Here is a 12,547-nt window from a genome sequence, read left to right on the forward strand (position 1 = left end):
TCAGATCGCAAATAGGCAAATAGAGAGAAGCCCGCCGCGGTCGATGCGGCGGGCTTTTTTACGCCTTGCCGGGCACGGCGCGTCCCTCCGTCTTCGATTTCCTTATTGCAAATGCCTCTCATTAGTGACACTAGTTGCGAATAATTCGCAATTGCAGGTCAGGGAGGCGGTCGATGCGTCAGCTCAAGCGGGCTTTTGGCGGCAAGGACGGAGACCATGACGATTTCCACTTCGGCCATTTTTCCCAGCATTTTTTCCTGCCGCACCAGCCTCACGGTTCACATGGCACGCACGACGCCCACCCCTCTCACGGATCCCATGGTTCTCACGGGGGCCACGGCTCTCATGGCCCGCATGACGGCCCGTCGTGCCAACCGGGTCCGCAGCCGGTAAAAATCGAGTACCGCAGCTTCGACGGCTCGCAGAACAACCGGTCCGATTCCACCCTCAACGCCGCCGGCACCGAATTCGCACGTATCGGGACGGCGCATTTTGCCGACGGCATTTCCGTGCCGCTGGGCGGCAACAATCCGCGCACCATCAGCAATCTCGTGGTCGGCGCCGGCGATGCCGACGTGGCGAACCCGGAAGGTGTTTCCGCGTTCATGTACGCCTGGGGCCAATTCATCGACCATGACATGACGCTGACCCGCACCGACGGCGTCAACGACATCAGCGTCGTGGTCCCCGCCGGCGATCCCGTATTCCCCGCCGGCACCATCATTCGGATCACCCGCGCCGTCACCGATCCCACGACCGGTCCGGGCACGTCCAATCCGGCGATGGCGGTCAATTCCAATTCCGCCTGGCTCGACGCCTCGATGGTCTACGGGTCGAGTGCAGCGGTCGCCGCCAGCCTGCGCACTGCCGACGGCCACATGAAGACGTCCGCGGGAGACAATTTGCCCATCGTCAACGGCATGGTGGTGGCCGGCGACGTCCGCGCCGCGGAAAATCCGGCGCTGACCGCGCTGCAGACGCTGTTCGTGCGCGAACACAATTACCAGGTCGACAAACTGCACCTTGAGCATCCGAACTGGAGCGGCGACCAGCTCTACAATTACGCCCGCGCCATCGTGTCGGCGGAAATCGCCAACATCACCTATTCCGAATTCCTGCCGAACCTCGTCGGCAAGGACGCGCTCACGCCCTATGACGGCTACGACCCCAATGTCGATCCGCATTTGACACTGGAATTCGTCGCCGCGGCGTTCCGCTTCGGACACTCGATCGTCTCGGGCGAAACCGAAGGCCTTGCGGAGAACGGCGAGGTCATCGCCGGCTCCGAGGAAGACCTGAAAGACGTGTTTTTCCAGCCGGCGGCCAACTTCATCGACAATGGCGGCGCCGACGGACAATTGCGCCATCTGGCCGCCGATCCCTCGCAGGCGCTCGATGCGCGCATTGTCGAGGATCTGCGTAATTTTCTGGTCGATGCGCCGGTGTCGATGGATCTCGCCGCGATCAATATCCAGCGCGCCCGCGACCTCGGCCTCGGCACGCTCAACCAGACCCGTGAAGCGCTCGGGCTCGACCCCTACACCGATTTCAGCCAGATCACGAGCGACCCGCAGACGCTGGCCGGGCTGAAGGCGGCCTACGGCAACGTCAACAATGTCGGCCTGTGGACCGGCGGCCTGTCGGAGAACCATGTTCCCGGCGCGCTGGTCGGCGAAACTTTTCAAGCCATTCTGACGATGCAGTTCGAGGCGCTGCGCGATGGCGACCGGCTCTGGTTCGAGAACCAGGGTTTCGATGCCCGGACGCTATCCGAGATCAAGGGCACGACGCTCGCCGACATCATCCTGCGCAACTCCGACACCAAGCACATCCAGGATGACGTCTTCGTCACCTATGTCCGGCACACCGGCCTTGCCGGCGGCGTCGAGTCCGAAGACCCCGACGCCCGCCAGATCGTGATCGGCTCCGATGGCACCGACACCCTGATCGGCGGTCCGCAGGGCGATTACCTGTTCGCCGGAACCGGCAAGCAGACCATGACAGGCCATGCCGGCGCCGATCGTTTCGTGTTCGATACCGGCGCCACCAAAGCCAGGATCACCGACTTCGATCCCGGCGTCGACCTGCTGGTGTTCGAGCATGCCGGCCGCCTCGACTTTCGCGATGTAAAAATCTCGGGCAATCACGGCAACACGATCGTGCACGTCGGCGACGACTGGATCGAATTGATGGGTGTGCGGCCCTATGAACTCAGCAGGCACGACTTTCTGTTCGACGTCTGATGGGTCAGCAAGACGTGGATGGCCGGGACAAGTGTTTAGCCGGACAGATCACTGGTGTTGGGAGACATCGCTGACACATCAAGGTGAGAAACCTCCACACGTTCACGTGTGGAGGTTTTTTCGTTGCCCCGCCGCTTGTCGGGAAACGGGTGGGTTGGGCCGTGCTGTCGTCGGACAATGAGGGCCGATAAAGCCATCAGGGAATCGCCCCATGTCCGCCGCCGAGACGCCGCGCCTGCCGCCGACCTTCAACCGCCTCGCCTGGTCGAACCTCGCCGCGCAATCGGCCGAACAAGTCGCGCTGGCCGCCGCCCCGATCGTCGCCGTGCTGCTGCTGGGCGTCGGCGAAGGCCAGACCGGCCTGCTGCAGACCGCGCTGACGCTGCCCTTCATCCTGTTTGCGATCCCTGCCGGCCTGCTGGCCGACCGCATCTCGCGGCGCTGGCTGATGGCGGGCGCCGAAGCGCTGCGTGCGGCGGCGCTCGGCGGAATCCTGCTGCTGATCTGGCTCGGCTGGATGACGCTGCCGCTGCTGGCTCTGCTCGGCTTCATCGCGGTGTGCGGCACGGTCGCCTACAGCGTCGCGGCACCGGCGCTGGTGCCCTCGCTGGTGAACCCGGAGCAACTGCCCGCGGCCAATGCGCGGATTGAACTGGCGCGCACTGTCGCCTTTGCCAGCGGCCCCGCGCTCGGCGGCGTGCTGGTCGGATGGGTCGGCGCCGCCCCCGCGTTCGGATTTGCCGCTGCGCTGTCGGTCATCGCGGTCGTGCTGCTGTCGGGCATCTATGAGCCCGCCCGCGCGCCCGCTCCCCGCCGCCATCCGCTGCAGGAGATCAAGGAAGGCGCCGTGTTCGTGCTGCACCACAAGCTGCTGCGGCCGGTGTTCATCACCCAGTTCATCTTCAACACGGCCTCCTTCCTGCTGCTTGCGGTGTTCGTGCCCTATGCCGTGCGTCATCTCGGCCTTTCCGCGACCGGCGTCGGCACCACGCTCGCGATGTACGGCGTCGGCATGGTGGTCGGCGCGCTGCTGGCGACGCGCGTCATGAAGCGCCTCGCCTTCGGCACCGTGATCGGGCTCGGCCCGGTGACCGGTTTCGTCGCCGCCGCCGTGATGGCGCTGACGACCATCTTTCCCTCACCGCAGCTCGCGGGCCTGAGCTTCTTCCTGCTCGGCGTCGGTCCGATCCTGTGGGTGATCTCCACCACGACGCTGCGCCAATCGGTGACGCCGCCCTCGCTCTTGGGCCGCGTCTCCGCCATCAACATCATGAGCTATGGCGCCCGCCCGCTCGGCTCGGCGCTCGGCGCCATCGTCGGCGGGCTCTACGGCGCCGAAGCCTGCCTCTACCTGGCGGCCGCGATCTTCGCCGCCCAAGCGCTGGTCATCCTGATGTCGCCCGCCGTCTCGCTGACGCGGCAGCCGGAAATGGTCGGCGACGGGCCGGCGCTGCGGGCGCATGCGTTCTGAAAAGGTCCTCGTCATGCCCGGGCTTGACCCGGGCATCCACGTCTTCCTTGGCTGCAACCGCGAAAGTAAGTCGTGGATGGCCGGGTCAAGCCCGGCCATGACGAATCAACGCCAATACAAAGCAAAATGGCATGGCTTATTTGCGTTTCCGCACCCCGTTTTATATGATATACATCATCTTATCGAAATGCGGGAACCCTCCATGGCCGACCAGACCGTAGCGATCGCGCGCCCCCGTCCCGAGGCCTCCTCCACCGTTCTGCAGATCGCGGTGCTGGCGGCGCTGGCTGCCACCGGGACGCTGGCGACCAATATCCTGCTGCCGTCGCTCCCGCAGATGGCAGCCTCGCTGCACGTCACGAGCGCGGCGGTCACGTCAGCGATCACGATCTTTCTGGCGGTGTTCGCAGTCGGCCAGCTCGTGGTCGGGCCGATCTCGGACCGCTACGGTCGCCGCTGGCCGGTGCTGATCGGATTTGCCGTGTTTTTCGCCGGCAGCGTCTGGTGCGGCCTCGCCACCGACCTGCCCAACCTGCTCGCCGGCCGCGTGGTCCAGGCCGCCGGCGCCTGCGCCACCTCCGTGCTGTCACGCGCTATTGCGCGCGACCTGTTCTCCGGCGCCGCATTGGCGCGCGCGATGGCGCTGATCATGATTGCGATGGCGGCGGCGCCTGGCTTCTCGCCGCTGTTCGGCGGCGCGCTCGACCATTATTTCGGCTGGCGTTCCGAGTTCGCGCTTGTCGCCGCCTTTGCCGTGCTCGGCGCGCTCGCCTACGGCATGGTTCTGGGCGAGACCCATCATGCGACGCGCACACCGCTCGACCCGCTCGCGATTGCCAAAAACTATCTTGGCCTGATCGCCGACCGGCGTTTCGTGGTGCCGGCAGCGACCGTGAGCCTGATCATGGGCGGTCTGTTCGCGGTGTTCTCGGCCGCGCCCCGCGTGCTGATCGAAGCGATGCACTTTACGCCAATTCAGCTCGGCCTGTTCTTCGCCGGCACCGTGCTGATCGTATTCGCGGCCGGAATGCTGGCGACAAAGCTGGCGCCGCGCTACGGACTCGACCGCTCGATCCGTGGCGGATTATTCGCGGCGGCAGCCGGCAGCCTCGCGATGCTGCTGGTGTCGCTGTATAGCCCGACCTTCCTGCCGTTTCTGGGCGCGATGAGCGTGTTCCTGCTCGGCATGGGCATCGTGAACCCCTTGGGCACCGCACAGGCGCTCTCCCCGTTCGGCGAGAAGGCAGGCGCGGCCTCCGCGCTGGTCGGCTTCTGGCAGATGATGAATGCGGCGATCGGCGTCTGGCTGGCCGCGACGATCTCGCACGAGGCGCTGTTCGCGCTCGGCGTGGTGCTGACGGTGTTTTCGTTGGTGGCGGTCGGCCTCTACTCGCTGCACGCGAAAGCGGCCTAGCTGCCGAGATACCGCTCGTATTTGCCAGCCACAACTTCATCCGACGCAATGTCCGGATCGAGCGTATAGAGATCCTGCGCGCGGCCGATGCCACGCAGCGCATAGCGGCCGGTGGAAACCAGATAGTTGCGCCCCGCAGCATCCAGTCCGGTCCGGAACGCCTGCGACGTCAGCAATTCGCGGTCGACCGAACGGCACATCGAGGCGATGCGGCTGACCTCGTTGACGGCCGGCCCCACCACGGTGAAGTCGAGCCGGTCCTCGCTGCCGATATTGCCGTAGAAGACCTCGCCGACATGCAGGCCGACATGGGCCGTCGTCACCGCCACCCCTTCGGCGGCACGGCGCGCGCTGACCGCAGCCATGTTGTGGCGGAAGCGATGCTCGGCGCGCAGCGCCGTGCGCTTGGCAACGGCCATGTTCTCATGGGTGAACATCGCCAGCACGCCATCGCCGATCAGTTTCAGCACCTCGCCGCCGGCATCGTGGATGGCGTCGATCGAGGCCTGCGCATAATCGTTCAGGAACGGGATGATCTGGCCGGGCTCGATGCTCTCGCTGATCGAGGTAGAGCCGCGCAGATCCGAAAACCACAGCACCGCGTTGATGCGCTCGGTGACGCCGCGGGCAATGCGGCCGCGCAGCACCTGCTCGGATGCGTCCCGGCCGAGATAGACCCTCCCCAGCGTCCGCGCGACCTCAGCCTGTGCGGCGGATTTGACCGCAAGCCCGAGCACCGGCACCAGCTCGCGCAAGGCGGCGAGTCCCTGCTCGCCAAATCCTTCGTCGCGCCGGGTCACCCATGTCGAGTAAAAGCAGTCCATCTGCCCCATGGTGCCGGCTTCGCCGAAACGGTGCACCATGCTGAGAAAATGCTTGTGACCCTTGGCGGTCAGGTCCTCGATCATGTTGAAATCGAGGCCTTCGCAATCGGACAGATCGATCAGCAGCTCGTCGCCGCCGGTTTCAAGCAAATGGTAAAATGTCGAGCGCCGCCAGTTATCCGCGACGGCGCCCTCGCTGCTCGAACCATATTCAAACCTGTCGGCCTCGTTGGTCTGGGAATCGCTCCAGCGAAATCCGCGGCCCTCGAACACCGGGTGCAGCGTGTCAATGATGACCATTGCGCGCGACAGCTCCAGGCCATGGGCGCGGCAGCGTTCGCAAAAGCCGCGGAGCAGATCGTTCTCGGGCAGGCCTGTCAGGCTCTGATGGGCGATCCAGTTCATCAGGCGCAGGCGGGGCGTGAGTTCCATGCCGCCATTATGCCGCGCAATCGTGACAGACGGAAGCCTGCGGAAATCCCTTAGGTTTTCCCGGATACGACGACTTCGCCGTCTTCCTTCACGAAGGAGGCCACGGGACGGTCGAGCAGGTCGAGCACCATCTCCGACGGCCGGCACAGCCGAACCCCCTTCGGCGTCACCACGATCGGCCGGTTGATCAGGATCGGATGGGCGAGCATGAAATCGATCAGTTCGTCGTCGCTCCATTTGGGATCGGCAAGGCCGAGCTCCGCATAGGGCGTGCCTTTTTCGCGGAGCAGCTCGCGCGCGGAGATGCCCAACGCGGCGATCAGCTCGACCAGCCGGGCGCGGCTCGGCGGCGTCTTCAGATACTCGATCACCTCGGGCTCTTCGCCGCTTTGCCGGATCATTGCCAGCGTATTGCGCGAGGTGCCGCAGGACGGGTTGTGATAGATCGTCACGCTCATGAGCGAGCTTCCTTCGCAGTTGCGGCCACCTCGCCTGCCTCGCGCAGCAGCCAGCCCATCAGCATCATCGCCAAGATCGCACCACAGAGTTCGGCGGCGATGAAACCGGGCAGATCGGTCGGACGAATTCCCGAAAACGTATTGGTGAACGATCGGGCGATGGCGACCGCGGGATTGGCAAACGACGTCGACGACGTGAACCAATAGGCCGCCGTGATGTAAAGCCCGACCAGCCAGGGGATCGCCGCCCGGTTGAACCGGATACCGGCCAAAATCGTCGCAAGCAGGCCGAACGCGGCCACCGCCTCCGCCAGCCATTGCGCGCCGCCGGTTCGCACCTTCAGCGAGGCATCCAGCAGCGGCAGGCCGAACATCGCATGCGCCATGATGGTCCCGGCGATGCCGCCCGCGATCTGCGCCGCCACGTACAATAGCGCCTCACGCGCTGTCAGTTCGCGCCGGAGCGCAAACACCAGCGACACCGCGGGATTGAAATGCGCACCCGAGATAGGACCAAGAATGGTGATCAGCACCACCAGGATCGCGCCGGTCGGCAGCGTGTTGCCGAGCAGCGCCAGCGCAACGTCCTTGGTGAGCGTTTCCGCCATCACGCCGGATCCGACCACGGTTGCGACCAGTATCGCGGTGCCGAGGGCTTCGGCGGTCAGGCGGCGCGGAAGATCAAAATCGGACATCAACTCGCCTTCTCGTGACCGTTAGTGGCACCATCGATGCGGCCGATATCGCGCAGCCGCGTTCCCAGCGACAGCGCATTGATGCTGCTCAACGGCAGGCTCGTGAACGCGGCGATGCGATTCTTCATGTACCGGAATGCCTCGACGAACGCCGCTTCGCGCTCGATATCGGTACCAACAACCTCCGCCGGGTCTGCAATACCCCAATGCGCCGTCATCGGCCGGCCGGGCCACACCGGGCAGGACTCGCCTGCAGCATTGTCGCAAACCGTAAAAATGAAATCCATCGCGGGAGCGCCGGGGCGCGCGAACTCCTCCCAACTCTTGGAGCGCAAATCGCCGGTCGGATAATCCAGGCTGTTCAGGACCCTGATCGCGAATGGATTCACCGTTCCCTTCGGCTTGCTCCCTGCGGAGAAGGAGCGGAAGTGGCGACGGCCATCCTTTCGCAGGATCGCCTCGGCCAGGATCGAACGGGCGGTATTTCCAGTGCAAAGGAAGAGAACATTATACATGCGATCAGACATGGACTTTCCTCCTCTTCGGTTTAGGTGAACAGCAAGGCGTGAGGTCTTCGATCAGCGGCGCGCAGATTTCCGAACGTCCGTCGCAGCAATCCCTGACCATGAACAGCATGACCGCCCGAAACGCGTCGAGATCGGCGCGATACACAATTGATCGGCTGAAGCGCTGGGCCGTCACCAGCCCTGCACGCGACAGGATCGCCAGATGCGACGACATGGTGTTCTGCGGCACCGCCAGCGCCTTGGCGATATCGCCGGCCGCCAGCCCCTCCGGTTCGTGCTTCACCAGCAGGCGAAACACCTCGAGCCGGGTCGGCTGCGCCAATGCAGCGAGCGCAAGAATGGCCTGTTCTGATTCCATATATCCAGATTTATGGATATATCTGAACATCGTCAAGCGGCTTATCGATATTGCCACTACGAGCGGCAAATTCCCGACTGGATCGGCGGGCACGGCACGGTGCCGTAAGAACAAAACACGCAGCAATCGCCCGAGCGAGGCTTGAGACGCTCGCCGCAGCCCTTGCAGTCGTAAAAGAACTGGCAGGCGTTGGTGGGCATGGTCTCGACGGATTGATGACTGCACTTTGGGCAAGTGAGCGTTGATTCCAACTGCATCAGGGATTTGCTCACACTCATTTTCAGCCGCATCGCGTTCAACGCCGCCACAAGGATCGTCGATCGCCCCACCGCGAACTGCGCAACGCGCACTGCGTCGCCTAGCGGTCAAGCACAATCTAGCAGCCAAGGCGCGACAAAACAACCCGACGGGCAAATCACTTACGATTAACAGAAATCATGTCAAGCCCGGGAAACAAAAATATTTCTGTTTTACAGAATCAAAAATCGGTTTATATAACAGCCATCCCGTCCCACTCAGAGGGCGTCGGCCGTCGTCACGGACGTTGGACGGGTTGCGGTGGACGCTGATGTTGCGGAGACGTAACGCGACAGCGGCGTACGGCGAAGACGCGTGGTCCTGGCGCCCGTTGCTGGCGTCAAGTTCCTGAGAAGCCAAAAGCTGATCAGGGGCGACGGAGTCAATCGAGAACTCGTCTCCGGGGAGAGCGCGCTATAAGCCGTAAAGCCATTGCGCAGGGAATGTCGGATGTTCTCCGCTGCCCTGTATGCTCGTGTGCAGCTTTGTTTGCACTATTCGCACACGAGACCGCGGGTGCAGCGCGCATCCGGCATTCCCTGCGCCCTCTCATTTGAGGGCGGGAAGTTTCTGGCAAAGCTCGGGCGCAATGCGTCGCGAGATTGCGAAAGTGCGTTTGGATGATGGTGCAATAACAAACACCGCCGTCGTCCCGGCCTTGAGCACAGATGCGCAATTGCCCATCTGAGTTCGCCGGGACGACGCGTTGATGGAGTTCGGGACACGCCACTATTTCCATAATTCTGGAAATACAGTTGACAAGTCTCGTACCGAATATCATGATGCCGTCATGAAACTCGACGACGCCGCTGCACACCTCGAAGCCTTGGGCAACCCGACCCGGCTCAAAATCTATCGCGCGCTGGTTCGTGCCGGCGATGCCGGAATGCCGGTCGGCCGGTTGCAGGACAAGCTGAAGATCGCGCCGTCCACCCTCTCGCATCATATCAAGACATTGATGGTGGTCGGCCTGATCAGTCAGGTGCGGGACGCAACCACACTCGTATGCCACGCCAATTACGACGTGATGCGCGGGCTGGTGGAGTTCCTGGTGGCGGAATGCTGCACCGGCTCCGAAAGCAACGATACGCAGACCGCGGCGTGAATTTGCGCCGCCGCTAATTTCGATATTTCTAGTTTGATGGGAGAACAGCATGAGCGAGGCAAAATCCGTTGCGATCATCGGCGCCGGCCCGGTTGGCCTTGCCGCTGCCGCCCATGTGATGGAGCGCGGGCTGCGGCCGATCGTGCTGGAAGCAGGCGACAGCGTCGGACATTCCGTCCGGCAATGGGGCCACGTCCAGCTGTTCTCGCCGTGGGAGTACAACATCGACCGCGCCGCGGAGCGCCTACTCGCGGCAACGGGGTGGAATTCGCCGGACCCGCAGCACTATCCGACCGGCGCGGAATTGCTGGAAGGCTACCTTGAACCGCTCGCAGCCAAGACCGCCCTCACCGATCACATCCACACGACGAGCCGTGTCACCGACATCAGCCGCGCTGGTTTCGACAAGCTCAAGACCAAAGCGCGCGAGTCCGCGCCGTTCGAGATTCGCTATCAGAACGGGCAAGGCCCGAAGGTCGTCAAGGCTGACGCCGTGATCGACGCGTCGGGCACCTGGCATTCGCCCAACCCGGCCGGCGCCAATGGCCTGCCCGCCATCGGCGAGACGCAGGCTGCGGCCAAGATCGCCTACGGCATGCCCGATGTTCTGGGGAGAGATCGCGCGCGCTACGCCGGCAAGACCGTCGCCGTGCTCGGCGCCGGTCATTCGGCGATCGGCACGCTGACCGATCTCGCGCGGCTCGCCGTCGAGGTCCCGGAAACACGTCCGGTCTGGCTGTTGCGGGGCAATGATCCCGCCAAGGCCTTTGGCGGCGGCGCGAACGACAAGCTGGTTGCGCGTGGCGAGCTGGGCGCGGCCTTTGCATCACTGGTCGCCGCTGGCCGCATCAAGGTCGAGAGCGAGTTTGGGGTTTCGCACATCACGGCGGAGGGCCCCCGCCTCACCGTCGCAACCGGTGCGGGCAGTTGCTGCCGTCAAATCGTCGTCGATGAGCTGATCGTTGCCACGGGCTTCCGGCCAGACCTGGATTTCGTGCGCGAGCTTCGCATCCAGCTTGATCCGGCGATCGAATGTCCGGTGGCGCTGGCGCCGCTGATCGATCCGAACGAGCATAGCTGTGGCACCGTGCGACCCCACGGCGCGCGCGAACTGACGCAGGCCGAGCCCGGCTTCTATTTCGCCGGCATCAAGTCCTACGGCCGTGCGCCGACATTCCTGATGCTGACGGGCTATGAACAGGTCCGTTCGATTGCCGCCGATATTGCCGGCGATCACGCGGCGGCAGAGCGTGTCGAACTGGTGCTGCCCGAAACCGGCGTTTGCAATCGCGCGGACGCGCCCGGCGCAAGCCAGTGCTGCGGCGGACCGGCGCCATCAGCTGTTGACGCCTGTTGCGCAGAGGACGCTAATGCCAAGCAACAAGGCAAAACAGGATGCGGCTGCGCGTCCTGAACGAACCGGGGTGAAACGCATTTCCTTAAACGGCCGATCCGTCATCGTCGCGATGTGTGTGGGGCAGCTCGGCAGCCTGCTCCCCCATGTCGTGGTGCCCTCCATTCTCGCGGCATTCCTGATTCCGGAATGGCATCTCAGCGGCGCGCAGGCCGGCCTGCTCGCAGGCTCAGGCGCTGCGGGCTACATGTTGACCGTGCCGGTGCTGGCGACGCTGACCGACCGGATCGACGCGCGAAAAATCCTGATTGCCGGCTCGGCGGTCAGTGCACTCGGTACATTGCTGTTCGGCCTGTTTGCCACCGGCCTCTGGTCCGGCGCGTTGTTCAACGCCATCGCAGGCATCGGATTTGCGGGCGCTTACATGCCCGGCCTCAAGGCGTTGACCGATCGGCTTGCGCCGGGCGATTCATCGCGCGCTATCACGTTCTACACATCAAGCTTCTCGTTCGGCGTCGGACTGTCGTTCCTCGTCTCGCAGCTCGTCGCCGACGCCTGGGGCTGGCGCGCCGCCTTCCTGGTGACGGCGCTGGGCCCGCTGGTGATGCTTTCGGTCTGCTTCCTGTTGCACCCGGTGACGCCAAAGCCCGCGCAAGGCCGTTTGCTGGATTTTGCGCCGGTGTTCCGCAACACCAGCGCGATGGGTTTCGTTCTCGGCTATGGCGCGCACTGCTTTGAGCTTTACGGCATCCGAACCTGGCTGGTGGCGTTCTGGACGTTCGTGGCGGCGAGGAATTCGGACGGCTCGATCCTGACCCCCGTCGTCGTCAGCGTGCTGTTCTCCGTGCTGGCGATGCCCGCAAGCATTCTGGGCAATGAATGCGCGATCCGGTTTGGCCGCCGCCGCGCCATCACGGCCGTGATGTTCAGTTCTGCGGTCGTGGCGCTGCTGATCGGCGCGTTCGCCGACAAATCGCCATGGCTGCTGCTGCCGCTGATCCTGGCCTACGCCATCACCGTGCCCGCCGATTCCGGCGCGCTGACATCGGGGATGACGATGGCGGCGGACCCGAAATACCGCGGGGCGACGATGGCCGTGCATTCGACCGTCGGCTTCAGCCTTTCGGCTTTGGGCGCCTGGGCCTTGGGCGTGGCGCTGGATGCGGCCGGTGGACCGTCGAGCGCCTCCGCCTGGACGGCGGCGTTTATCGTGCTCGCGGTGGGCATTCTGCTGGGGCCACTGGCACTCTACTGGTCGAGACGGACCACGGTTCAGGCATGAGTGCGACACAAGCCTGTTGCCACCTGGCATCATGGCGCTTAGGTTCCAAGTTGTCTATTATCATAGACAACTTGATTCCGGCACGCC

12 protein-coding genes are annotated in these 12,547 nt (G+C 64.0%); 6 read left to right on the plus strand and 6 right to left on the minus strand.

What is annotated here, in order from left to right; genetic code table 11:
* The first annotated feature begins 173 nt into the window (after positions 1-173).
* From JQ558_RS31510 to JQ558_RS31520, 3 genes are all read left to right on the plus strand, one after another.
* Entirely contained in the window at positions 174-2,243 is a 2,070-nt protein-coding gene (locus tag JQ558_RS31510) for a peroxidase family protein (protein ID WP_212296233.1), read from the plus strand.
* Positions 2,244-2,454: 211 nt separating this feature from the next.
* Positions 2,455-3,714 carry an MFS transporter gene (locus tag JQ558_RS31515; protein WP_212296234.1) on the plus strand — a complete coding sequence of 420 codons (1,260 nt, stop codon included), beginning with the start codon at positions 2,455-2,457 and terminating at the stop codon, positions 3,712-3,714.
* Between the two features lie 202 nt (positions 3,715-3,916).
* On the plus strand, positions 3,917-5,128 hold the full coding sequence (locus JQ558_RS31520; RefSeq protein WP_212296235.1) for a multidrug effflux MFS transporter: 1,212 nt from the start codon (positions 3,917-3,919) through the stop codon (positions 5,126-5,128).
* Here the strand turns inward: JQ558_RS31520 and JQ558_RS31525 are convergent.
* Genes JQ558_RS31525 through JQ558_RS31550 form a run of 6 tightly spaced genes read right to left on the minus strand, consistent with a single transcriptional unit; the run spans position 5,125 to position 8,679 of the window.
* Positions 5,125-6,384: an adenylate/guanylate cyclase domain-containing protein gene (locus JQ558_RS31525; RefSeq protein WP_212296236.1), complete on the minus strand. Its 1,260-nt coding sequence runs from the start codon at positions 6,382-6,384 to the stop codon at positions 5,125-5,127. The two genes, JQ558_RS31520 and JQ558_RS31525, sit on opposite strands and share 4 nt — an antisense overlap.
* A gap of 50 nt (positions 6,385-6,434) precedes the next feature.
* On the minus strand, positions 6,435-6,842 hold the full coding sequence (arsC, locus tag JQ558_RS31530; RefSeq protein WP_212208198.1) for an arsenate reductase (glutaredoxin): 408 nt from the start codon (positions 6,840-6,842) through the stop codon (positions 6,435-6,437).
* On the minus strand, positions 6,839-7,537 hold the full coding sequence (locus JQ558_RS31535) for an MIP/aquaporin family protein (RefSeq protein ID WP_212296237.1): 699 nt from the start codon (positions 7,535-7,537) through the stop codon (positions 6,839-6,841). Before JQ558_RS31535 ends, arsC begins: the two co-directional genes overlap by 4 nt.
* Positions 7,537-8,064, minus strand: a complete 528-nt coding sequence (locus JQ558_RS31540) for an arsenate reductase ArsC (RefSeq protein WP_212296238.1) — start codon at positions 8,062-8,064, stop codon at positions 7,537-7,539. Before JQ558_RS31540 ends, JQ558_RS31535 begins: the two co-directional genes overlap by 1 nt.
* Positions 8,057-8,422 carry a helix-turn-helix transcriptional regulator gene (locus JQ558_RS31545; protein WP_212296239.1) on the minus strand — a complete coding sequence of 122 codons (366 nt, stop codon included), beginning with the start codon at positions 8,420-8,422 and terminating at the stop codon, positions 8,057-8,059. Before JQ558_RS31545 ends, JQ558_RS31540 begins: the two co-directional genes overlap by 8 nt.
* Before the next feature lie 56 nt (positions 8,423-8,478).
* On the minus strand, positions 8,479-8,679 hold the full coding sequence (locus JQ558_RS31550) for a GDCCVxC domain-containing (seleno)protein (RefSeq protein ID WP_212296262.1): 201 nt from the start codon (positions 8,677-8,679) through the stop codon (positions 8,479-8,481).
* 830 nt (positions 8,680-9,509) lie between these two features.
* Between JQ558_RS31550 and JQ558_RS31555 the strand changes: the two genes are divergently transcribed.
* Genes JQ558_RS31555 through JQ558_RS31565 form a run of 3 tightly spaced genes read left to right on the plus strand, consistent with a single transcriptional unit; the run spans position 9,510 to position 12,460 of the window.
* Positions 9,510-9,824 (plus strand): helix-turn-helix transcriptional regulator, encoded by a 315-nt coding sequence (locus JQ558_RS31555; protein WP_212296240.1) that lies wholly within the window; start codon positions 9,510-9,512, stop codon positions 9,822-9,824.
* 49 nt (positions 9,825-9,873) lie between these two features.
* Positions 9,874-11,238, plus strand: coding sequence for an NAD(P)-binding domain-containing protein (locus JQ558_RS31560; protein WP_212296241.1), 1,365 nt, complete (start codon positions 9,874-9,876; stop codon positions 11,236-11,238).
* Positions 11,239-11,290: 52 nt separating this feature from the next.
* Positions 11,291-12,460, plus strand: a complete 1,170-nt coding sequence (locus JQ558_RS31565; protein ID WP_212296263.1) for an MFS transporter — start codon at positions 11,291-11,293, stop codon at positions 12,458-12,460.
* The last annotated feature ends 87 nt before the right edge of the window (positions 12,461-12,547 follow it).

This window comes from Bradyrhizobium sp. AUGA SZCCT0160, assembly GCF_018130105.1.
Lineage (GTDB): Bacteria > Pseudomonadota > Alphaproteobacteria > Rhizobiales > Xanthobacteraceae > Bradyrhizobium.

Coding starts and splice junctions, on each gene's coding strand:
- JQ558_RS31510 (WP_212296233.1), top strand. CDS start 174: ATGCGTCAGCTCAAGCGGGCTTTTGGCGGCAAGGACGGAGACCATGAC.
- JQ558_RS31515 (WP_212296234.1), top strand. CDS start 2,455: ATGTCCGCCGCCGAGACGCCGCGCCTGCCGCCGACCTTCAACCGCCTC.
- JQ558_RS31520 (WP_212296235.1), top strand. CDS start 3,917: ATGGCCGACCAGACCGTAGCGATCGCGCGCCCCCGTCCCGAGGCCTCC.
- JQ558_RS31525 (WP_212296236.1), bottom strand. CDS start 6,384: ATGGAACTCACGCCCCGCCTGCGCCTGATGAACTGGATCGCCCATCAG.
- arsC (WP_212208198.1), bottom strand. CDS start 6,842: ATGAGCGTGACGATCTATCACAACCCGTCCTGCGGCACCTCGCGCAAT.
- JQ558_RS31535 (WP_212296237.1), bottom strand. CDS start 7,537: ATGTCCGATTTTGATCTTCCGCGCCGCCTGACCGCCGAAGCCCTCGGC.
- JQ558_RS31540 (WP_212296238.1), bottom strand. CDS start 8,064: ATGTCTGATCGCATGTATAATGTTCTCTTCCTTTGCACTGGAAATACC.
- JQ558_RS31545 (WP_212296239.1), bottom strand. CDS start 8,422: ATGGAATCAGAACAGGCCATTCTTGCGCTCGCTGCATTGGCGCAGCCG.
- JQ558_RS31550 (WP_212296262.1), bottom strand. CDS start 8,679: ATGCAGTTGGAATCAACGCTCACTTGCCCAAAGTGCAGTCATCAATCC.
- JQ558_RS31555 (WP_212296240.1), top strand. CDS start 9,510: ATGAAACTCGACGACGCCGCTGCACACCTCGAAGCCTTGGGCAACCCG.
- JQ558_RS31560 (WP_212296241.1), top strand. CDS start 9,874: ATGAGCGAGGCAAAATCCGTTGCGATCATCGGCGCCGGCCCGGTTGGC.
- JQ558_RS31565 (WP_212296263.1), top strand. CDS start 11,291: ATGTGTGTGGGGCAGCTCGGCAGCCTGCTCCCCCATGTCGTGGTGCCC.